The organism is Paenibacillus thalictri, assembly GCF_004307995.1.
Classification (GTDB): domain Bacteria; phylum Bacillota; class Bacilli; order Paenibacillales; family NBRC-103111; genus Paenibacillus_AF; species Paenibacillus_AF thalictri.
The window spans coordinates 82,502-105,813 of sequence record NZ_SIRE01000014.1 but is presented as its reverse complement, the minus strand read 5'-3'; the positions used below and the strand labels follow the sequence as shown (position 1 = coordinate 105,813).

12 protein-coding genes are annotated in these 23,312 nt (G+C 54.7%); 2 read left to right on the top strand and 10 right to left on the bottom strand.

From position 1 onward, the window contains the following. Nucleotides 1-154: 154 nt before the first annotated feature. The 7 genes from EYB31_RS20030 to EYB31_RS20000 all read right to left on the bottom strand — a co-directional run bounded on the left by EYB31_RS20030 (nucleotide 155) and on the right by EYB31_RS20000 (nucleotide 9,595). Nucleotides 155-2,533 carry a hypothetical protein gene (locus EYB31_RS20030; protein WP_131015190.1) on the bottom strand — a complete coding sequence of 793 codons (2,379 nt, stop codon included), beginning with the start codon at nucleotides 2,531-2,533 and terminating at the stop codon, nucleotides 155-157. A gap of 89 nt (nucleotides 2,534-2,622) precedes the next feature. After that, on the bottom strand, nucleotides 2,623-3,798 hold the full coding sequence (locus EYB31_RS20025; RefSeq protein WP_131015189.1) for an ABC transporter permease: 1,176 nt from the start codon (nucleotides 3,796-3,798) through the stop codon (nucleotides 2,623-2,625). Then, nucleotides 3,795-4,511 carry an ABC transporter ATP-binding protein gene (locus EYB31_RS20020; protein ID WP_131015301.1) on the bottom strand — a complete coding sequence of 239 codons (717 nt, stop codon included), beginning with the start codon at nucleotides 4,509-4,511 and terminating at the stop codon, nucleotides 3,795-3,797. The genes EYB31_RS20025 and EYB31_RS20020 overlap by 4 nt, the downstream gene beginning before the upstream one ends. 35 nt (nucleotides 4,512-4,546) lie before the next feature. Next, nucleotides 4,547-6,226 (bottom strand): efflux RND transporter periplasmic adaptor subunit, encoded by a 1,680-nt coding sequence (locus EYB31_RS20015; RefSeq protein ID WP_240762631.1) that lies wholly within the window; start codon nucleotides 6,224-6,226, stop codon nucleotides 4,547-4,549. Between the two features lie 301 nt (nucleotides 6,227-6,527). Beyond that, the gene (locus tag EYB31_RS20010; RefSeq protein WP_131015187.1) at nucleotides 6,528-7,763 is read right to left on the bottom strand and encodes a sensor histidine kinase; all 1,236 of its coding nucleotides are present in this window, start codon (nucleotides 7,761-7,763) and stop codon (nucleotides 6,528-6,530) included. Then, the gene (locus EYB31_RS20005; RefSeq protein ID WP_131015186.1) at nucleotides 7,756-8,442 is read right to left on the bottom strand and encodes a response regulator transcription factor; all 687 of its coding nucleotides are present in this window, start codon (nucleotides 8,440-8,442) and stop codon (nucleotides 7,756-7,758) included. Before EYB31_RS20005 ends, EYB31_RS20010 begins: the two co-directional genes overlap by 8 nt. 88 nt (nucleotides 8,443-8,530) lie before the next feature. After that, entirely contained in the window at nucleotides 8,531-9,595 is a 1,065-nt protein-coding gene (locus tag EYB31_RS20000; RefSeq protein ID WP_131015185.1) for a serine hydrolase domain-containing protein, read from the bottom strand. A gap of 506 nt (nucleotides 9,596-10,101) precedes the next feature. On the opposite strand from EYB31_RS20000, the gene EYB31_RS19995 reads away from it, so the two are divergent. Together EYB31_RS19995 and EYB31_RS19990 are read left to right on the top strand one after the other, a co-directional pair. Further along, nucleotides 10,102-10,818 (top strand): response regulator transcription factor, encoded by a 717-nt coding sequence (locus EYB31_RS19995; RefSeq protein WP_131015184.1) that lies wholly within the window; start codon nucleotides 10,102-10,104, stop codon nucleotides 10,816-10,818. 8 nt (nucleotides 10,819-10,826) lie between these two features. After that, nucleotides 10,827-12,299: a sensor histidine kinase gene (locus EYB31_RS19990; RefSeq protein WP_240762629.1), complete on the top strand. Its 1,473-nt coding sequence runs from the start codon at nucleotides 10,827-10,829 to the stop codon at nucleotides 12,297-12,299. A gap of 106 nt (nucleotides 12,300-12,405) precedes the next feature. Here the strand turns inward: EYB31_RS19990 and EYB31_RS19985 are convergent, their stop codons facing one another. The 3 genes from EYB31_RS19985 to EYB31_RS19975 form a co-directional block, all read right to left on the bottom strand. Beyond that, nucleotides 12,406-13,200: a YheC/YheD family protein gene (locus tag EYB31_RS19985; protein WP_131015182.1), complete on the bottom strand. Its 795-nt coding sequence runs from the start codon at nucleotides 13,198-13,200 to the stop codon at nucleotides 12,406-12,408. A 205-nt stretch (nucleotides 13,201-13,405) separates the two neighbouring features. Next, complete coding sequence (locus EYB31_RS19980) at nucleotides 13,406-14,101, bottom strand: S1C family serine protease (protein ID WP_165452503.1); 696 nt, start codon at nucleotides 14,099-14,101, stop codon at nucleotides 13,406-13,408. Between the two features lie 46 nt (nucleotides 14,102-14,147). After that, nucleotides 14,148-23,270 (bottom strand): chitobiase/beta-hexosaminidase C-terminal domain-containing protein, encoded by a 9,123-nt coding sequence (locus EYB31_RS19975; RefSeq protein WP_131015180.1) that lies wholly within the window; start codon nucleotides 23,268-23,270, stop codon nucleotides 14,148-14,150. Nucleotides 23,271-23,312 lie beyond the last annotated feature (42 nt).

Below are 23,312 nucleotides of genomic sequence, written 5' to 3'. Positions count from 1 at the left end.
TGATAAATCTGAAGAACCTGCGGGGATATTTCTAAAGAAAATCTGAAGGAATACAGTTCCCCCAACCAGCCGCGCGGCCAAAAAAATCCTCCGACGGTTCAACCATCGGAGGATTTTTCAAGCTCGGCGAACTTTTTCAATGCTCGGCGAATATTTACTGCTGCAATGTGGCGACCAGACGTTTGGCCGCGCCGGTTGCGGTTTGAATCGTTTCGTATACACGGATCGTCAGCGGGAATTCAAACTGCTCCGTTTTCAAATCGGTGAAAGTGATCGTTTGATTGCCGCTAATCAGCTTGCCTGTTCCTTGGAATGGCACCGATGTCGAGCCAAGCAGACGATTTTGCGTATCGTACAGGTCGAACTCCATTGTAGAGAATGAATTGTCGACAATGACATCGTCTATTTTCTTCACGCCGACAATCAGGTTCAGCTTGTAAGTATAAGCGCCGCCGGTATACAACGTGCTCATTCTCCAATCGTCGATCGATACGTTAAACGGATAAAACGACAGTTCTTTTTGCGCAAAATTCGGATTTTCGTCGCCGGTTTGCTTGATAGCGACCTGGTAGGCTCCGACCGGCACCTTGTATTTGGCCGCGTTGGTCGCATCCAGTATTTGCAAGGTGTAGAACCCGGTTGACTTCGGCGGCAGCATGTATGAATAACTCACCACATAAGACGTATTCGGGATAAGCTGCTGCAGCGTTGTCGTTTGACGCGAACCGGGGAACGATACGCCATCGCTATTCAGCAGTTCCGTCGCAAATGAAGGTAGTGAAAGGGTATCGCTGCTTTTGTTCGTAAATTTAAACTTGGCTACGACTGTCTGGAAGCCGTTCTCGTCATTCGTATGAGCGTTCAGCTCAACGATGGAGACATCCAGGTTTTTATCGATCAAGCTGTTTGATGCGTTAAGCGCCATGCGGTCGCCTAGTGTATAAAAAGGTGCGTTGACCATCGCAGCCGGGGAAGATGCGCCGTTTAAGCTGACGGCCATCACAGGGATGGACGCAGAACCGGATGCGTCGTTATTTGTGCTCCCGTTGTTTCCGCTGCCGCCGCTGCTCGATGTCGAGCCGCTAGCTCCCGAGTTCCCGCTGCTGTTCGCCGCTGAACCCGAACTGCCGGTGTTCGCTGTATTTCCGGATCCGCTCGCAGACGAGCCATTTTTGCCGCTGCCGGAGCTGCCCGACGTCGACGAGTTTGTGCTGCTGGTGCTGCTATTGGAGTTTGTGGTGTCGCTATTGTTGCTAGTGCTGTTATTCGTATTGGTGCTGCCGCTTTTGTCATTGGAGCTGCCCGACGATGTTTTACCGCTAGCGGTCTTCTGTTCAAACACAAGCAATTGCAGCGTATCGGGGCTCACGCCGTCCGGCAAAGCGGCTGCCAGCCGATAGGAGGTCGATTGTCCCGAGGCGACGTACGTATCCGCCGCGATCACAAGCGAAGCATCCAAAGTCAAACCGTTCTCCACGGAAACAAACGAACCTGTGAGCTCGGGAACTTGAACGGTATGATCGCTGCCGTTGTGAAACATAACGTCGGCCAGTATTTGCCTGTCCTCGGAACGTTTGGATACTTGGGCTTGTCCCAACTCCATCGTCAATCCGTCCGCGCTTTGCAGCAAATACGGGGCCTTCTGCCCGGCCTGCACAACCGCAAAGCGCGGACCGATGTTCAGCTTGCCGAGTACGGAAGAACCGGCATCGTTGCGGGAAAGCTCCAACACAAGATTAGCTGCATCGGGACGTTTATCGCTGTTTGCGGTAAGCAGGATATGAAACGTCTGTCCTGCGCTCAAAGCACTGCCATCCGCCATTTTGACGGCCGCTGCGTATGTTTTGCCGGATTTATCGCGTACGGTCCACTTCAGCCCGGATGGGAGCGCGGTTGAACCGGTCCCGCTGTATTCCGCCGCGATATCGGCCGACAGCAGCCATTTGCCGTCTTTCGGCTGAACGAAAGCTTGCTGCGCGCGCAGCGTAAGTATAGAATCGTTAGCGGCAGAACTGTCCACGTCGGATAAATTCAGCACGAGCTGGCTGTCCGTCTGGCGCAAAGTGTCCGCATTCGCTACCGTCAAAGAACCGATATCGCTGATTCCGCCGCCGCTGCGGTCGAAAATCGTCACTTTTAATTGATCGGCCGGCAAACCTGCCGCGATCTTGGAGACATACATGTAATCGACGGCGGAAGCCGGAGCGACGGTCCCCGCCGCCTTTTGGCTAAGCTGCGCGGAGTAGCTGCCCCCGCCCTCCGCAGTCACTTTTACTCCGTACCGGTTGAAATCGACGGAACTTTCCCCATCATTGTTCAACCTAACCGTAAAGCGCATCGTCTGGCTGTCCGTTTCCTTCGACAGCTCGGCAGCTTCCAACGTGAAATAAACGCCGTCGCCGATAAAAACGCCCTCTTTGCCGGCCGCCGCAGGCCGCGGAGCCATTCCCGACCAGGCCAGACACCCGACAAGCGCGAACATCAGCAGCAGACGCAAGGATTTGAGCATGTTGTTGGGATGAATGCCCTGCATATGTTTTTTCCTCCTATTCATTTTACAAGCGAGACGCTTGTCATCACGTTCCGCAAAAAATATGGCCCCTTGTCCCCGCTGCACAACCGTCAGTCCGAACGCAATGCGTCGATAGGCCGCAGCTTGGATGCTTTGTTGGCCGGATACAAGCCGAAAATAACGCCGACCGCCACGGAGAACAGGAAAGCGTACATGCTGATGTTCAGCGAGATGACCGTCGTCTGTTTCGGATTAATGTGAGGCCAAGCCAGCGACAGCCCGATGCCCAGCAGCAGCCCGATCAAACCGCCCAAACCGCTGATGACCACAGCCTCCACCAGAAACTGGAACAATATATTCCGCCGCTTGGCTCCGATGGATTTGCGGATGCCGATTTCCCGCGTCCGTTCGCTGACAGTAACCAGCATAATGTTCATGATGCCGATACCGCCAACCAATAACGAGATGCAGGCCACGCTAACGAGCTGGCTCGTCAGGGAGCTTGACGCTTCCGTTCTCGCCGTCAGCAACTGATCTTGATTCATGAGCCGGAAGCCGTTGGTATTCTTAAATTTATAAGTCAAAAATTGAGTGATCGTATCTTGCGCCCGGTAAATATCGTCTTTGCTCGCGGCTTCAATGTACGTCGTGCGGATGCTGCCCATGTTGAGCTGACGCTGCGCCGTGCTGAGCGGTACGATCACGTTGTCGTCGACCGACGAGCCGCCGATGCTGGAGCCTTTGGTCTTTAAGGTACCGATGACGGTAAACGACAAACCGTTGATATTAATTTGCGTGCCGAGTGGATTCGCTGTTCCATACAGCGTTTTGACCACATTGGTTCCGAGCACCGCAACGTTCGTGCGGAAATCTTGATCGGCCTCGGAGATGTATCTCCCGGTCGCCAGCTCCGATTTGACAATGGGAAGATACCGGTCGTTGGAACCCAGCACCGCAAAAGAATCCTGATTGCGGTCGTACTTTACATTAATGCTGCTGCTGACGGTTGGCGCAATCGACTGAAACTCCGGAAATCCTTCGAATTGCATAATCTCGTCGTAATTCAACTGGGTCGCCCGGCCTTGACCGTTGACGTTGACAACAAGCAGGTTGGTGCCAAGGCTCTCATATTGCAGCTCGATTTGCCTTGCCGTACCTTGACCGATCGCTACCAGCGTCACCACGGAGCTGACGCCGATAATGACGCCAAGCATAGTCAGCATCGTTCTCAGCCAGTTGCTGCTCACCGTCTTCAGCGCCATGAAAATCAGTTCGGTCAGCTTCATGACGTTACCTCCACGGGAGGCTCGACCGGAACGAGAGGGACATTAGCCACATCGCTAATAATCATGCCGTCGCGAATGGTGACGATCCGTTTGGCGTGCTCGGCAATATGCAGATCATGCGTAATCAGCACGATCGTATTGCCCGCTTCATTCAGCTGCAGCATCAGCTCCAGCACCTCGCGCCCGGTTTTGGAATCGAGCGCGCCGGTCGGTTCGTCCGCGAGCAGGAGCGAGGGGCCGATGGCAAGTGCACGGGCAATCGCAACCCGCTGCTGCTGGCCGCCCGACAATTCGCTGGGCCGATGCCCGCCGCGGGTGCCCATGCCAAGCATGGTCAGCATTTCCATCGCCCGATCCCGTCTTTCCTTACGTCCGATGCCGGCATAGATCATCGGCAACTCCACATTTTCAAGCGCGGTCAGCCGGGGCAGTAAATTAAACTGCTGGAAGATGAACCCGATCTTTTGGTTACGCAGCTCGGCGAGCTGGTCATCTTTCATTTTCTGCGTCACCACGCCGTCCAGCGTATAAGAACCGGAGGTCGGCACGTCCAGCAGACCGATCGTATTCATCAGCGTTGATTTGCCGGAGCCGCTGGGCCCTACGATCGCCACGAATTCGCCGATATCGACCGAAAGCGAAATATCTTTTAGAATCGGCAGCTCCTCGCTGCCGCGAAAATATGTTTTTTTAATATTTTTCAGCTCTATCATACTCACATCTCATCACCGCCCTTTAAACGGCCGGATTACCGGCCTCCTCCGCCTGGAAACCCACCGCCGCCGCCTTGGCGGGCGTTGTTCCCACCGCCTGCAGCACCGCCGGGACGAGCGCCTTGCTGGAACTGCTGGCGCATCTGGTCGATTTCCTGCTGGGACAGTTTGCGCTGTTGTCTGGCCTGCTGCAGTATAATGACGTCGCCTTCCTTCAGGCCTTCCGTAATTTCGATCTGCGTGCTGTTGTTCGCTCCCGTCTTCACTTCATGTTCTTGATCGATCGTACCGTCCGGATTTTTCACAGCGACGTATTTTTTGCCGGCCCGCTGGTGCAGCGCTTCAATCGGCATTAAAGGCACGTTCCGTCTGTCTTCGATAATGATGTCGGCCGTAGCCGTCATCCCGTTTTTCAGCTCCGACGAATTTTTGATCGACAATACGGCCGTAAAGAAGGTGACCCCGTTGGTCACCGTACCAACCGTCGACACCTGCGTCACATCCGCCTGGAATACTTTTCCGGGAACTGCGTCAACATGCACCTCCGCTTTTTGTCCTTGCTTAATCTTGGGAAGATCAAGCTCGTCGACTTTGATCGGCAGCTGCAGCGTATCCAGATTGGCAACGGCTCCAAGCTGTACGCCGCTTTCGATGGTCGTGCCCACCGGGTAAGAAGTCAGCACATTTTTCTTCTGATCGGCGAAGTCGGTGGAGAAGATGCCGTCAAATGGCGCAAACACTTTCAGCTTCTCCAGCTGCGTTTTCACATCGTCGATGCTTTTTTGCTGCTGGTTGATTTGCAGCCGTTTCTGTGTCATGTCGCGGTCCAGCGTATCGCTTTCGATCGTGCAGATCAGCTCCCCGGCTTCTACCAGCTGGTCTCCGGTAATTTCCATATGGCTGATCGTGCCGTTAACGCCGGCGAGCACCGTTTTGGTCGTTTTATATTGCAGCGCAGCCAACGCTTTGGCGTCGACCGCTTGCCCGCCGATCGTCACCGAGCCCTTGACGTTTAGTCCTGCATCCAATGAACCGTCGTTTTCTACCCGAACCTTCACATCGACCAGGCGATTGCCTTTGGTATCCGATTTCGTGCCTGCGGCGAGCGAGTCAATAGTGCCTGATTTGGTCAGCATAAACCCGTCGATAGTCAGCTGCACTTGATCTCCCGCTTTCAACTGTGCCGCATCCTCCTGCAAGAAAGGCAGCGTCACGGTCAACACGCTTGTATCGGCGATGGTGCCGATTTTGGTCGTTTTGGAAACACCGGCGCCTTCGGTTATATTGCTGGCCAAAATCAGCTTGCCGCTTGTTGAAGCGACCGTCTTGAGCGAGGCTTGCTGCTGAAGCAGGTCGTCCATATCGGACTGCAGCTGGCTCAGCGTCACCGTCGCTTGGTCCAGCTTCTCATCCAGCGCCGAATCGGACAACTCCAGCAGCAAATCTCCTTTTTTCACCGGCTGATTGCGGCTTAGGTTGATGGATTTAATCATGCCTTCTTTGGGAGGCACGATGCTTTGCAATTCCTGCGGCTCCAGTTGGGCTGTCCCGGAAATGACCGAACGCAAATTGCCTTTTTTGACCGTATAGGTCGCTTCCTGCTGGGCGGCCGTATTTTTATTCGCCGGTTTGAAGCGGTCAAAATAAACATAAGTGCCCCCTGCGCATAGAAGTATGGCTATTGTGGAAATAAGTACTACTTTTTTCGTCCGCAAGCGGCTCAACCTCCTGCAAGTTCCTGATTCGAAGTACATGTTACTTGAAATTACCTTCATTAAATCAAATGTTTATTGGAATTCGATTTGAAAGCTTAATAAAATATGAAAATGCCCCCCCATTTTTTCGAAACTAATAAAAAAGTGAAGTGTATCGGCAGCGCTTTCATTTTTCCAAACCGTCCTCGCTTCAAAAAAATCGCGCCGCTTTGGTACCCTTCCGGTCCAAAGAGCGCAATATGTGCCAAGCAAAGCCGCGCACCGGCTTGTACCCGACGCGGGGAATATAAGACCGGGCCGCTTAAGGCGTTTTGCCGCCCGGCAAACTGATTCTGAACACCGTACCCCGCTCCGGAACGCTTTCCACATAAACCGAACCTTCGTGGGCTTCGATAATCCATTTGGCGATGGACAGTCCCAGCCCGCTGCCGCCTTCCTTGCGGTTTCTCACCTTGTCCGCACGAAAAAAGCGGTCAAATATACGAGGAAGATCTTCCTCCGCTATACCGATGCCGGTGTCGGCAATTTCGATTTGCGCCGCCGCCCCGTCCGTTTTCAGCCAAACCTTGATCTCGCCTTGCTTTGTATATTTTAAAGCATTGTCCATGACGATGACGAAAAGCTGATGAAGCCGGTCGGCGTCGCCTTGGATTTCGGCATGCGGCTCCAAATCCGCTGTCAGCTCAATCCCTTTCAGGCGGGCCATGTCCTGAAATCCGTGCACCACACTTTGTAAAATATCGTGCAAATTCACCCGTGTCTTCAGCAGCTCCATCTGGCTCGAATCTTTGCGCGCCAAAGTCAGCAGATCGTCCACCAGCTTGCCGAGCCGCTGCGTTTCATCAAGCATAACCGATATTTTACGGCTCTCCTGTTCGACCGTGCGTTCGGGATGGCGAAACATCTGCTCCAAATGAATGCGCAGCACGGAAAGCGGCGTTCTCAGCTCGTGGGAAGCGTCCGAGACGAATTGCTGCTGCTGCTCCCACGCTTTTTGAATCGGCACAAAGGCCCGGCTCGCTAGAAAATACCCCGCCAATACGGCGATAATAACGCTGACCAGTCCTCCGGCCCCGATAAAAATCAGCAGGTTGCCAAGCACGCTGCGCTCGGGCTCCATGTTGTAAGCGATCTGAATGTAGCCGCCGCTTGCCGTTTGCTTGCCGACCGTGCGGTACACATTGTCTTCCAGCGTCACGCTGTGCACGCCCAGCTCCTCGCTTTCCGCGCGAAGCGCTTCGATCGCGCTGTCATCCAGCAGATCGCGCGGCGTCTGAAACACAAGCTTGCCGCTCTCGTCCCAGAACAAATAACTCATGAGCCGGACCGGACGGTACGGCACTTCCCGGTTGTCTCTTCGAGCTTGGCGGTTCATCAGCGTGGCGAACGTATTTAATTCTTTCTGCAGCGAGCTGTCCACCTGGGCGTATAACCGCTGCTGCGTGGAAAAGTACAGCATGGCGCCAAAACAGTTCAGCAGCACAAAAAACACAATAGAATACAAAGTGACGAGCTGCAGCCGGGTTTTATTAAACATGGTCGTCGCCGGCTTTCAGCATGTAACCGACGCCCCGTACGGTATGAATGTAATGGTCGCATCCGGAGGGCATCAGCTTTTTGCGTATATAATGAATGTACAGATCGACTGCCGTTTCGTTCGCATCGGAGTCCAGCCCCCACACGCGGTTAAAAATTTGATCCCGCTTCAAAATCTGCTCCTTATTCTGCACCAGATAGGAGAGCAGCTCATATTCCTTGGAGGTCAGCTTCACGGTTTGGCCGTTGCAGACGGCCTCATATTCACTCACCGCCAAGGTGATGGCCCCGTATGCCAGCTCACCGCCAACGCCGAATCCTTTGCTCCTGCGGAGCAACGCGCGAATGCGCGCGAGCAGCTCATTAATGGCAAACGGCTTCACCAGATAATCGTCCGCCCCCGCATCCAATCCCTGCACGCGGGCTTCAACCGTATCTCTGGCCGTCAAACATAACGCCGGCGTGAAAATTCCTTTTCGCCTGAGCGTGCGAATCAGCGTGATGCCGTCGATACCCGGCAGCATAATATCCAATATCAACAGGTCGTAGATGCCATGCTCGGCGCTCAGCAAGCCGTCATGACCGTTATCCGCCGCATCGACCTCATATTGCTCGTCTTCCAGCACGGAAGCGATGGCCTCACGCAGGTTATGATCGTCTTCCACTACCAATACCCGCATATACGATCCCTTCTTTTCGATCAAAATGAACGTATCTGGCTAAAGTCCAGTTCAAAAGCTGACTTTTTGAACAGCCTCTTAAAGTATACTAAAGCCCGCTAGGGGGAGCAACACTGTACGGCTTTCTCGCCGCGGCGACGGCCCGGTCGGCGAATTGCTTGAGGTAATGCACGTAAGAGCCATGCTCGTCCTCATAGTTTCCGCATGTATTGGCCATTCTGACGACAACCAAATCGAGTTCGGGAACAACCAGTACCAGCGGCCCGTATAAGCCGACGATTTCGAAGGCGTGCTGCGGCACGTTTGGGCCAATCAAGCATTGCGGGGATTCGCCGCTTTTGACCAGCCATAAGCAGCCGTTGTGCGGAAGATTTGCCGGCAGCCCGGCGGGTGACTGGACGGTTGTCGCGCTGCGGATCACAGCTTCCGGTATCAGCGAAGTGCCTTTCATTCGGCCAAACTTCAAATGCAAATACCCCCACCAGGCCAGCTCGCGGGCCGATACAAACATATTGCCTTCGCTGCCGTCTGTGCAGCCGTCGAGATATAACCTGGATTCGTTATTGTTTCCTTTGTCGATAACCGGCACAAGCAGTTCGGATGGTGCGCTTCGCCAGCCGGTCTCCGTAAATCCGAGCGGGTCAAATACATGCTTCCGCAACAGCTCGGCAATCGAGCAACCTAATGTTTCCGGGAGCAATTGGGTTAGCAAGCCGATCCCCACGTTGTTGTATTGCCAATCGGTACCTGGTGCAAAACGGCGCTGGAGCTGGCCGTCCGCACCTCTGATCAAACCGTGCGTATGCGTCAGAAGGTGCCGGACGGTCACCTTGTCCAAAACCGCACGTTCCTCTTTGTCCGGCGATACGTAACGCAGCACCTCGTCGTCAAAAGCGATAGCACCGGCATGCTGCGCCCAAGCCGCGGCAAAGCCGATATAGCTTTTGCGCACAGATGCCACGTTGTATTGCGAAGCGGCCGACGTCCGGCGCGCTTCCTCTGGCGTGCCATGCCGGCCCGCGTAATGCTCGGCGATGACCCGGTCGCCTTGAATCACGTATAAGGCGCAGGAAGTGCCGTGATTTAAGCGGTTGATCTTTTCGACATAAGCCATCACATCGTTGAAATTTTCATTTATGCTTGTTGGAAACATGAGTCCTCACGCCTTTCAGCGGTTTGAAATGGTTTTGCTTATACATTCTTTAGCGTCCAGCCTTATCCCTTTCTCCGGGGAAAAGTGATGATTTTTTTAACTATGCAAATATCGGGCTTCGCGCACTTGTCAACCTCCGCATATCGGAATATGCTTAAGCTTAAGTAAGTCCTTTCAGATCTATATAAGTTGAACCTATCGTATGGAGGTCCGTTCCATTCCGAAAGGGATTATCTTGCCCTCTTCAAACATCTTGTTTTGAATTCCTTTCATGGAATGGGCCTGCGGCTCGTAGGAATTCAAAGCCATAACTCGCTGGCAAGACAATTCCCTTCCTCCACTGCACCCTGCCCTTCCTGGAAGTTTTTGGTTCAACTTATATGGTTTTCATAGCCAGCTTTCCTTCGGAAAGCTCAGTAATCCTTTCGAAGCTAGCTTTCCTTCGGAAAGCTCAGTAGTCCTTTCGTAGCCAGCTTTCCTGCGGAAAGCTCTTAGGAGTTGTTAACATGAAGCTGCTTGTCGTTGAAGACGACCCGTCTGTTTGCGAAATGCTGCGGCTTTTTTTCGAGAAGGAGCAGTATGACGCCACCTTTATACATAACGGTCTGACCGCACAGCATTATATCCGCGATTCCGATTGGGATTTCATCATCCTCGATTGGATGCTCCCGGGAAAAGACGGCATTGCCTTATGCCGCGAGGTACGCCAGACCAAGCAAACGCCCGTCATTCTCCTGACCGCTAAAGATCAAGAGAACGACCGCATTCTCGGGCTCGAACTCGGAGCCGACGACTACGTTACGAAACCGTTCAGCCCGATGGAGCTGATCGCCCGTATGAAAGCGGTGCTGCGGCGTTATCATTTGCATCCTGCATCTGCATCCGCTGCCGGCGTCGGCGTGCAAGAGGAAGAATTCAGCAAAGATGATCTGCTGCAGTACAACCGCATTGCCATCAATATTGCCGCGCGCAGCATAACGATCGACGGCCAGCCTGTCAGCAGCTTGACCCCCAAGGAATTCGAGTTGTTTCGCTTGTTCGTCAAGCATCCGAAAAAAGTATTTACCCGCGAGCAGCTGCTCGAAAGCGTCTGGGGTTACGACTATTTCGGCGAAGAACGCACGGTTGACGTGCATATCAAACGGCTGCGCAACAAAGTGTCGCGCCCCGAGCGCCAACTGATTGTTACCGTCTGGGGCGTAGGGTACAAGCTGGAGGAATGAGGCGTAACGTGAAGAAGCTGCGAATCCGATACCGGTTCACTTTTTTTCAAAGACAAGTATTAAGCCATCTGTTGATCGCCGTCCTGATTCTCGCTTTGTTGAGCGGAGGGTTTGTCTACTATTTCCAGAAACAGGTATACAAATCGGAGACGGAGGAATTGGTCAGCGCCGGCCGCGCGGTTGCCAAACTGATGCAGCGGGAAACCGAAGAACCGGATCTCGCTGTTAATGCCTATCGCACGCTGCTGGCGGAGCGGAAAATTTCATTTATTATGCTGGACAAGTCCGGCGAACTGCTGTACCGCGATTCGAAAATGGACTTCGCTTTCCGTACCAAAGCATTTCTGGATCAGCTTCGCAGCCATATTTTCACAATGAAAGACAATCAGAGCTTTATAGCGAAAAGTACCAACAATGAGCAGATCATCGTAGTGCCCAGGCAAATCAAGCTCAAAGCGGGACGGGAAATTTATTTGTTTGTCCTGACCTCCCACCGCGGACTCGCCAGCATATGGCCCCTGCTGAAAGAACCGCTGCTTTATACAGCGGGTATTGTCGGACTGCTTGCCGTTATCGTCAGCATTATGTTTTCCCGCAGCTTAAGCCGCAGCATCCGCTCCATTCAGCAGGCTACCCGGCAAATCGCCCAAGGCAATTTGTCGGCGCGTTCCCCGGTCCGCCGCTCCGACGAACTGGGCGATCTCTCGAACGATTTTAATACGATGGCCGACCGGCTTGAAGAAGCTTCACATAAGCTTCAGCAGTACGACGCAAGACGCCGCCACTTCATTATGGATGCGACACACGAGCTGCGCACACCACTCACGTCCATACGCGGCATTATCGAAGGCTTGAAAAACAACTTCGTCACGCAGCCGGAAGAGCGGTATAAATATTACACGATTATCGAAAAAGAAACGTTCCGGCTGATCCGGCTCATCAATGAGCTGCTGGATGTGGAAAAAATCGAAAGCGGCATGATTTCGCTAAACAAGCAGCAATATTCCCTGAAGGAATTAATGGAGATAGTCGCCGAATCGCTTGAGGTGCTGATTGAAGAGAAAAAGCTGCACATCGTGATCGAATGCGAACCGCAGGTGCTGATCTACGGGGATTACGACAGGCTGACCCAGATCCTGATCAATCTGGTCAAAAACAGCATTCAATTTACCGATTACGGAACGATCAAGCTAAAAGCCGCGGAAACCGAGCGGTCCACCTGCATCGAGATTTCCGATACGGGCAAAGGGATCAGCAAAGAAGAACAGCAGCTGATCTGGGAACGCTTCTACAAAGCAGATCCTTCCCGCAACAAAAACAAAAGCGAAACCGGACTCGGACTTTCCATCGTTAAGCAGCTGGTGGAAGCACATCAAGGCACGATTGCGGTGGACAGCGCACCCGGTATCGGCACCGTGTTTACAATCATCCTGCCAAAAGGCGAAGCAGAGACGCCGGCATTACCCCAATCCTCGGCATAGACACTGCTTGCGCTAGAAGCGGCGGCTTCCTATTTAAGCCACGCCATGCTGGATAAAAAGAAAGCCGGATGACCTGCCTATTGCCTACGCAGATATCCGGCTATTTTTATTTATATTTCCCGTATGCCCGGGCATATCTCATGACTTTGCCGAAGATCCTTTTATCCTTCAGTTTGCGGAATATAAACGGATCCGGACAAGTGTTCACTTCAAGCACCCAAGGCTTCAAATCTTTATCCAGCCCCACATCGGCTCCGATTTCTTTAATGCCTCTATAGGTGCCGTGAAGTTGGCTGGCCAGCTTCACGCCAAGCGACCGCAGGCTTCCGATGTACCTCTGGCTTTCCGCCGCAGTTAAATACGGTTTGAGCAGCTTCTCCACCGGGGTCAGCGTGCCGCCGTTATGGAAATTTGTTACAATTTTGCGCGGCGCAGCCACCCTGCCGATGATGCCGGTTGTCTCCCAGCGCTTTTTGGGCGTTTGCTGAACCATGATGCGAAGATCGAACCGCCGGTTTCTGTGCTTCAGCAGGTGGATCCCTTTTTGTACTAGATATTTCCTTCTGCTTGTAAAACGCTGCAATGAATCGTACATCGAATCAAAAGCCGCAAAACTTCTCACGTTAACGCCCTTCTGGAACCGATACGGCTTATCCTTATCGTCGGTCCACTCCACCCGAATAACGCCATTGCCGTAAGTCCCGATATCCGGCTTGACGTACACCATTCTCATCGAACCAAGCATCGACCTCAGGCTTTCGCGGCTTAATCTTTGCGTCTCGGGTATGACGCCCCGCGTTTCGCTGCTTGCCAACAGCACTTTTGTTTTCAGCATTTTACTTACAATGAAGCGTCTATATCGAATGTTGCTGGAGATAGCCGCGATGGATCGCTTCTTCATCAGTTCACTTCCTACCGGTTCAAATGTATGTGCGGATCATTTTTGGAGGTGATCATACGTAAACACGATATTTTATGTATAGATCCGCCCGTTTGCCCTAGGCACCCGCCGGGAATCAAGAAGCTTGCAAAAAAATAACCCGCTGACTCCTTCCGGCAAGCCGGCGGGTAAGCGGGTTGGTATGCGGTTTGTTTTGTTTTATCCGTTATTTCACGGATTCCGGCAGCAAGCTTCGCAGCTGATCGAGCGGAATGACGAGATGGACGTTGTTCATCGTCCGCATGGACCCCGACACGATTCCGGCCAGACGCCCGTACCGGTCGATAACCGGTCCTCCGGACATGCCGCTGACAATCTGGGCCGAGGTCAGAATACGCTCCCTCCCGTTAATTTCAGCCTTTGGGGTATTGACGATGCCTTCTGTAATGATTGGCGTATCTTTCATCGGATATCCGATGGCAAATACTTTTTCTCCGTGTTTTACCGCTGTTTCTCTAAGTGAAATCACATTTGCGTAAGAAACCGCCGCTTCATCTTCCCGCGTATTCGAGGCGGGAAACTTCAAAACCGCCGCATCCGTCAGCTCATCGCTGCCCAGCACCTCAACCCGTGAAACTATACGTCCATCATTAAAAACGGCTTCAATCCGCTCGGCGTCCGCAATGACATGGAAAGCCGTCGCCGCGATGCCGTCCGGGGATATCATGACCCCGGTCCCCGCCGCTTTTAATGTATCGTCGCCGTTCAAGGCGCGGATATAGAACACCGCGCCCTCCGTGCGCTCATACGTTTCCTCTGCATTGTAGACGGCTTTATCGGCATCCGCGCCGGCGGCATTCGCTAGAGCATGGGCCAACAAGCTTGTCCCGGTTAATAAGATAAGAACCATCCATAATCTCATAAGTTTTCTAATCAACGCGCTTACCGCCTTTCCGGGACGCACCCGCTTACTTCGCCGCAGCCATGATGTCCTGATAAGCCCAGTGAGAAGGCGGCAGATCGGTAAACTTCGCCGGAGCATCCTGCTTCTCCATGCCGGTAATGCGGTTGATCAGCACAACGGCCTCCGCCCGCGTAATTGGGCTGTCCGGCTTGAAGGTGCCGTCCGGGAAACCCTGTACATAGCCCGCTTTTGTAAAGGCATTGATGTATTTTTCCGACCAATGTCCTTGGATATCCGATAAAAGCGGCTCTCCCGCTTCAGAAATATCCAGCTTCAACACTCTCGACATCACAACGACAAACTCCGCTCTCGTCAAGCCTTTATCGCCGCCGAAGGTGTTATCCGGATAGCCCTCGATAATGCCCGCCGACGTAAAAAACGCCACAAGATTTTCTTTGTCGCTGTCAACGCCCTTCAGCACATTGCCGACAGTGACGTCCTCCTTATTCAGAAGCGGATTCAGCATATAAGCAATTTCGTACCGGCTCAGCGCGTTATCCGGCTTAAATTCGTTGTTCTCATAACCTGAAATGTACTTGGTCTCCTTGGCATCGTCCTTCAGATTGTATTTGGCGTTTTCAACCCGGTAGTTGATGACCACAACCTGATCGTTTTTATCGGTAATCATTTTGATCGTCATATTGCCCGTAATCAAAATTTCCCCGGTATAACGCGGACTGTCCTTCGTCGGCGTGCTGCCGTCGGTCGTATAATAAATCGTCTGGCCTTCCGGCGCCGTTAACGTCAGCTTACTGTTATGAGCGACGGATACCGTGGTTTGATTATCAGTCGCGACCGTTTTGGAGCCGATGTTTGCGGTGATGGCCGGTTCGGTGACGGGCGGCTGATATGCTCCCCCACCTCCGCCTCCACCGCCCGGGGAATCGTACGTCCGCAGCATCCAAGTGGTCGGAAGCACCTCGCTGTTCTCTTTGTCCTCAGCCATCGTCATCGCCTTGATCGTCGTCGGGCCGCTAATTGCAATCGGGCCGGCGTATACCGTAGACCATGCGTCCGGTTGGCTGCCGTCCAGCGTATACACGATCTTGCCGCCGGCTTCGTCCGTCGCGAGCACAACGGATGTACGCCCGCTAAACGGATTGTCGCCGGAAACAATTCTAGGCTTCTGGGCCGTCTCGGAAAATGCAGGGGCCGGAGCATTGACCGTCAACGTTCTTGTATCCCCGCCAACCGCGGCCGTCAGATCGGCGCTTCCCGCCGTTTTTAACGTGCCTTTATATGAACCTGCGGTTCCGCTCTCAATTGCAGCCGTATCGGTCGCAGCACTCCAGACAAGCTCGCCGTTGCCGGTCAGCGTGAAATCCGCTTTGACGCTGTAGATCGAATCTTTATCGCCAAAAACGACCGCCGCGGCGCTCAGCTTCGAAGCCGTCTTGCCGCTGAAAGCGGCAAGCTGCGGGTAATAGCCTTGCGTACTTTGCCACAAGGAGCCGTTCAAAGCGATTGGCGGCGTCGCCTTAACCATGTCCTTGGCCATTAACGCGGCCGCTTCACCCTCCGTTCCGGCAATCCGTTTGCCAGCGGCATTGTAATAAGCTGTATCCGCTTTGAGCATCTGCTTATTAAACGCAGTACCCGCAATCATTGCCGCGTCTTCCTTCTGGCCGGCGATGCCGCCGAAGAATGTTTGGCCTTTGACGATCTTTCCTCCGCTCGAAGCGGTGACTTCGCCGACATTTAAGGCGTCGCCGATCGTCCCCGCCGCCGCATAACCGGCGATGCCGCCGGCGCGGACTTTTGTTGTCCCTTCCGCGCTCAAACGTCCCGAGAAATACGTGTTGCCGATCTTGCCGCTGTTTACCCCGGCAATACCGCCGACATTCGCCTGATCGGCGCCGATCGCGATGTTCGCAAACGAGAACGATTCAGCGATTTCACCGGCAGCTGTGTTCTCCCCGGTAATACCACCCGCCGTTACCGCCGCACCTGCCGCATTTGTATTGCGGACGGTGCCACGGGAATACGATTTGCTGATCTTGCCTTCATTGGCGCCGGCAATGCCGCCGATTGTCCCGCTCGGGGAACTAACCGCAGCGTTGACGGCGATGCCGTCAGCCGTGCCGCTGTTGAGCCCGATCGCGCCGCCGGTGTAATCGGCGCCTTGCACCTTGCCGCCGTTTAGCGTGATGCCGCTGATTGTCGCCCCGGTATGGTTGATTCCGGCGACTATGCCCGTGTTCGCGCCCGCCGCGATGTCTGCGTCGACAAAAGCGATGTTGGCGATTTTTCCGTAATTCTCCGCCGCGAAGCCGTATGCTGAAGCCGTCGGCGCCGAGCCCTTGAGTGCTTTGATCGTTTTGCCCTTACCGTCAAATTCGCCGCGGAACGAGCCAAACGGAATCCAGGCAACGCCGCTCATGTCAACGTCGGTTCCCAAGGAAAACCGGCTCAGATCGGGTTTCGCCGCGGCAGTCCGGTTAAACAATTTGTAGAAATCGATGCTAGGATCGTTGTAAAGCGTGACGACGCCGGTAAATTGCTTTGCATTTTGAATCGCAATATCGGAAGCGTCGTATACACTCAAATAAGATGCGTCAACGTCAAAACTCCAGCCCCCGAAGCCGTAAGAAGCGGACACGTCACTTGCCGCCGAAGCCGGCTGCCCGCTGCCCAAATTGCGGCCGATCGGATCAAGCGTGCCTAGGTAAGAAGACGACGTCACTTTGCCGTTTCTGAAGTTGTAACCGACAAACGCGCCGTTAAACGCATTCGCGCCGGTTACATTCATCGAAACCGCGGGAGTGCCGGCAAAGGCGTTTTCGATCGTTCCGTCGTTATACCCCGCAAACCCGCCGGTATACGACCTGGTCGCATGATTGATCCCGGTCGTGGTCACTTTCTCCTGCACCGCATAAGCTTTTTTCACGCTGGCCGAGCGTTCGACCACCCCGGCGAATCCGCCGGTGCGCGTATCGAAGCCCGTATTTGCGACATTTCCTGTCGTATAAGCTTCGGTGATGGCGTAGCGGTCCGCCGAGCCGGCAAACCCGCCTGCATAAGCGCCTGTGATGCCTTGAACTTCGACGTTTCCTGTGGCGTAAGCCCGTTGGATGGAACCCGAGCCGGACGGGTCGGCATCCCCCAGCAAACCGGCAAAACCGCCGGCGTATAAGGTGTCATCCTGATTGTCGGATACCACCTGCACAGGCAGGCCGGTAAAAGAATCGGCAAACAGCGTATTGTCGGCCGTTCCCGCAAAACCGCCGACATAAGCGGCCGGCGTCATGCCCGGTTTCGTCACGGTGCTGCTTACGGCGATTTTACCGCCATCCGTCGAAGTCACCGTGACGTAATGAATTTCGCCGCCTCCGGCTTGGCCGACTGCCCCGCCGACATGGTACATGCGGCTTGTATCGGCCGTGATGCCGCTGTGCGCCGCGGAGCTGACGATCACCCCGCTGCTGTAGCCGGCGATGCCGCCGACAACTACGGTTTTCCCGCCGCTAACCGAGATCGCCGGGAGCGATTCGGCATGGTAAATCGATGCCGCCGTATTTTTACCGGCGATGCCGCCGACATACATATCCGCCGCGCTGTCGCTTCCCGTCGCTTTTATCGTTTTATTCGTGACGGAAGCATTGTAGATGCCTCTGTAGAACGGAGCCAGCTTGCCGAAATCGAAAGCCAGATTGACGTTGCTTGACGAGATGATGCCCGCTACGCCTCCGATGGAGGACACTCCCGTTTTGGCTGTCGCTTCGATGTCCGAGGTTACTTTTACCATATATAAAATGGAATTGTCGGCTTGTCCGGCGATCCCGCCCGCAATCACTTGCTCTCCGGCCGCTTGCAGCGCGCCGCTGACTTCCGCTTGCTTCAGCGCGGTGTTGCTTAATTTGCCGGCGATCCCGCCAAGAACGGCCTGAGCGCTTCCGTCCAAAGTAGCCATCGTCACGTTGTCGACCTTCACTGCTTCGAGGTCAAAAGCGTTGGTGCCGCGGCCTTCCTTGGTTCCCACGATCCCGCCGACGATGCCGTTGACGGTCATATGCTGCCCGCTTTGCGCCGCTTTCAGCGTCGCGTTGCTGATCGTGCTGCCGGAATCGGATTGGCCGATGATGCCGCCGAGCGTCGATCCCGCGCCAAGCGCTTGCAGCGTACTGTCGGTGAAAGTCACGGTAATGCGATCCGCTTTACCGGATACGTGCTGGCCGATCAGTCCGCCCAAGATGTTGTTTGCGCCTGTCGTCGAAATGCGATAATTCGTCGCAATATTTATGTTCATTCCGCTTACGTCGCCGGTTTGTCTGCCGATCAATCCGCCGACCGTAGCATGGGTTGCCGCGCTGCCGATGCTGGCATCCGTCGGTTGGAACGTAAACCATCCCGGGTTCAGCGCAAACGCGTTGTCGCCGATCAGCCCGCCGGCCACCGCATTGGCGCCCGTCGCTTCGATGCGGCTGCCGCCTTCCAGAGTGATCGCAAGCGCCGACACGGTGCCCGTGTTTTTGCCGAGCACGCTGCCTACGGTGCCGCCGCTGACTTTTGCCCCGTTCAGCAGCTTGATGTTGATGTTGGCTACAGCGCCTTTGTTAACTCCCGCCAGCACGCCGGTAAACTGCTGGCCGGCCACCGCCAAAGGTTCGATGCGGATATTCTCGACCTTGCCCTGCTGACCGATTACGCCAAACAGCCCGGAATACGAAACTACCGGCGTTAACGTCAGTCCGTCGATCAACTGATTGTTCCCGTTAAAGCTGCCCTCGAACGGGCTGTCTTCGCCGATGCCGATCGGCGTCCACTGCTTCGATTGGATATGGATCGGGTTTGCCACCTTGATCGTTTTGCCTTCAAAGGAGAATTTGGTGACGCCGGGCAGCGACCCGTTGACGATCGCGGCTAGCCCCGCAAGCTCCGCTTCGGTTTTCAATTCAAAGCTGAATGCGTTGGGATCGCGCATATACCAGTTGATATTGGCGTTGACATCATCCCCGTTGCCGGTTTCTCCGCCGCTGTTGGCCACGCGGATCAACTCGGGATATTTATATACCGCATCCAGCGAGCCGTACCTCCATGTTGCAACAAAATCCCAGCCGGACAATGAAGGGAAGTTATCTCTGTTTCTCAGCGTTTCCGCCAAAATCGTGCTGAGCCGCGCCTGCACGTTCAGCCATAACATGGTGCCTTCGGCGAAATCCGGTAAATCTTCGTTGATATTGTTGTCTACATCTTTGACGTAATATGTTTTAAACAGCAATTCCTTGCTTGTATTGTCGTAATGTCCGGCAAATCCGCCGGCCAGCGAGCCCTCTCCGGACGCCGTTACTTTGCCCGCCGAATAAGCGGTCGTCACGGTGCCGCCCACAATGCGGCCGAGCAATCCCCCGGCAAACGAATGATCGCTGCTGGCAATAACTTCTTTGGCCGCATACGAGTTTGTGATGCTGCCGGCGGCGTGCTCGCCAACCAGGCCCCCGACCATCGTGTAGCTGCCTTTGGCCGTTACTTTGGACACCGAATACGATTTGTCGATCGTCCCGCTGTTGCGGCCGATCACGCCGCCCAAATAAACGGGATTGCCGTCCGTGCCATTGGCGCTGCCGCTAATGTCGATGTCTACATAAGAAGCGATCACCTGGCCGCGGTTTTCGCCGACCAAACCGCCGAGCAGCGTATTTTCGCCTTCGACCGTCAAGTTGGCATTGGAATACGTGTAATACAACGTGCCTAGCTCCGTATTTACACCGGCCAAACCGCCGACAATGGCGGATTTCCCTCTGGAAATCACCGAAATTTTATCGGAGATGCTGTTGTTGGCGATCAGGCTGCGATTTTCGCCGACCATGCCGCCGGTGATCGCAGCGTCCGCGGTCACCTGGATCGTTCCGACAATCCGGCTGTTTTGGATCGTGCTGACCGCCGTTCCCGGATTCACGCTCGGATCTGTCACGCGGCGGTCATTGACGCCAACGATGCCGCCGACTGTAGACGGGGTAGCGGTCGGATTTACCTTGATGCTCAGCGCATCCGTATGATTGTTGACGATAACCGCGGCGGTGTCGCCGCTCAGGTTATAACCGGTCATGCCGCCAACAACCGCGTTCGGGCTGGCAACGATGAGGTTGACGTTGCCCGACGCCATTTTTTCCACCCGCGTCTTGTCGTTGTATCCGGCAATGCCGCCGATATACGGTGCCGTCGCAGAAACCGCGCTTGTAATAAACAGGTTGTCCACGTTCACCTTCACCGCATCGCCGACGATTTTGCTGTTTTCGATGTTGCCGGCAATACCGCCCGCTTTAGCGTTCGCTCCCGTAACGGAAATCGTTGCAGTATCGGGAAGCTCGGCATCGATCACCGGATCTTTGATTTCAGTGTTCCGCGCAGATCCGGCAATGCCGCCGACCATCGCGTTGGCTCCCGTCGCCTTCAGCAGCAGTTGCTCGCCGGCCCGCACCCATGCGCCGGCGATGCCGGCCAGCGACGCGCTGTTATCGGGCGCCTCGGAACGGCCGGCGATGCCGCCGAGCTGAACATTGTCGCCGCTAACTTCAAGCAAATGATTTTGCGTTTTCACCATGTTGGTGACCCCGGTGTTTTTGCCGGCGATGCCGCCGATCTGGTTGTTGCTGCCCGGCGATACGATGGAAATATCTTGCGCCGTGATCGCAAAACCGCTGCTTGGCACAATCATTACGGCTTCCTGAAGGCCGATCGCGCCGCCGATCCTGCTCCCGGAAACCGGCACTTGGATCGCGACATTTTCGATTTGCAGCCGCGTAATGGCCTCGGAGCGGTTGATGCCGATCGCGCCTCCCACATTGCTATCGACCGCATTGGCGGTCATATTAAGCTGCTTGACTTCCACCGGTGACCCGGCAGCGCCGATTTGCGCGCCCGCGGCCAATATGCCGGCCATGCCGCCCAGATTGTAGCCGCTTTTGCCCGCTTCGTTAAGCAAGGCGATGCGTGTGACCAAGCTGCCCGTGGCCGTCAGCGGCCCTTCGCTTTGCCCGACAAGACCACCAGCCGTCAAACGGTCGATACCGGCAGGCGCAGCCAATTTCACGCTGTCGCTGCCCGCCGCCGCGGCATCGCCTACGGTCGCTCCGCTGATTGCGCCTTGCGCGGTTCCGGCAATTCCGCCGGCGTAACCGTCCGCGGTCTGAACCGTTGCGTCCAAATATTTGACGGTCGCCGTATTTATCGTGCCATTCAAATACCCGGCAATTCCGCCGATAAAGCCGTCGGCCGTAATGGTCGCGTAGCTGACCGCCGTGTTGCCTGCGGCTGCGCCGGATATTTGGCCGCCTTTAACGTAGCCAGCAATACCGCCCGTATAGGTATACGCGCCGCCGCCTGTCGATTTCAGCGTGCCGCCGCTGTATGTCGGATCATTGTTGCCGTCCACGCCGGTTTGCGTTCGTTTCCAGGTTGCCCCGCTGATGCTTCCGTTGCCGCTGCCATTCACATAATAGCCGACGATGCCGCCGGTGCTGACGGTGTTGTCCGGGCCGGAAGCCATGGCCGTCACCGTGATGTCGTTTGCAAACGTTGCCCCGGCAATCGCTTTATCGACGCTTTCCTGCGGAACGATACCGATAAAACCGCCCGTGTAAAGCTTCTTTACACCGGTGACCCGGATGTCTGCGATACTTGTTACATTGTCGCTTGGGTCGCCGCTTGTTCTCGCGTAAGCTCCATTGCCGACAATGCCGCCTGTGTAAAGGCCGGTGCCGCCTGTTACGGTAAGCGCACCGCTATTTTGAAAAGCAGCTGCCGCCGTGTTATCAAAAAGCACCCGCGCCGCGCCATAACCGACTAAACCGCCGGTATAGGCTTCATCCGGCTGATTCGGCTGCCCTCCCCCGGAAACTTGAATTACCGCCGTATTTTTCGTCGCACCTTTAAATATCAGATTCCCCGACGCATAACCGACCAAACCGCCGGTGTAAAGATGATCCTTGCCGGTTACCGTGATAGCTATGCTGTTCGTATAGTTCTGGACATAAGTTAGCGCGCCCTCGGCATAACCGGCCAGACCTCCCGTATATGCGTTGCTGCCGCCGTTATTCGTGACAATCCCCGTGTTGGCAAAAACAAGATCCGCCGCCTGCGTGGTGCCAAGCGAACCGGCCAACGCCCCGGCATACGAAGAGGTTGCCGAAGCTGCCGTAACCGTTACCGCGCCGCTGTTGGTCGTGCTCGGAGAAAAGACCGCTAACCCGCTCGCTTTGCCTAATATGCCTCCGGCATAAAGGTTCGCCCCTCCCGAAACGGTTACGTTGCCGGAGTTGGAAATCGCCGTGTTGTAATCGCTCATCTTGATCGATACGGGCGAATAACCTGCAATGCCGCCGGCATACACGTCTTTGCCCGGTTGGCCAGTCGCGTTAAGCGCCTTGTAATTCCACAATTTAACGGCATTTAATCCGCTGCCGTATACGCTGCCGGTGACTCCGCCGGCGTATACCGTCCCCCCGGATACGGTAACCGCTCCGTTGTTGACGAGGTTGGATATATTGCCTTCGCTTTGACCAATGATGCCCCCCGCATGAGCAACCTGGGAACCGGAATTGACCGTAACGGTCATATCATTGGTTATATCGTACAAATAGCTGTTGTTGACCATCTTGCCGACAGCCGCTCCGACGTACACGTCCCGCGTGACGGAAGGCATGTTGATGTTTCCCGTGCTGGTAAACTTGAAGCCGCCTACCGTCGCCCCGTCCATGTATCCGATCAAGCCTCCGTACGCCAGATCGTCGGCCACCTTCATGCCGCGAATTTCTTTGATGAGCCCGTCGGCCGTGATCAGCGTCCCTTTAAACGGGTTGGCATCGGTGCCGATCGGCATCCAATAATAAGCGGATAAGTCCAGATCCTGATTGACTTCCAGTCTTTTGCCGCTGAGACCGTTGACGGGGACGCCGTTTCTGTTGACCCCGTCGTTGACCAGCTTGGCGACGCCCGCCAGCTTAGCCGGCGTATTAATCGTAAAAGTACCAAAAGTTGGATCGACGTCAAACCAACTTGTGTCCGGATTGCTGCCGTCCGTCCAGCGTCCCGTGCTTGCGTTTGCCTGATAAGCCGTTAAGCCTGCCAGCAATGCGATACATATACCAGCAAATACAATCGCATAGATTGATTTTTGCTTTAATGCCATTTTTACACCGCCTCAATTTGGTAAAAATCGTCTGATGAACAG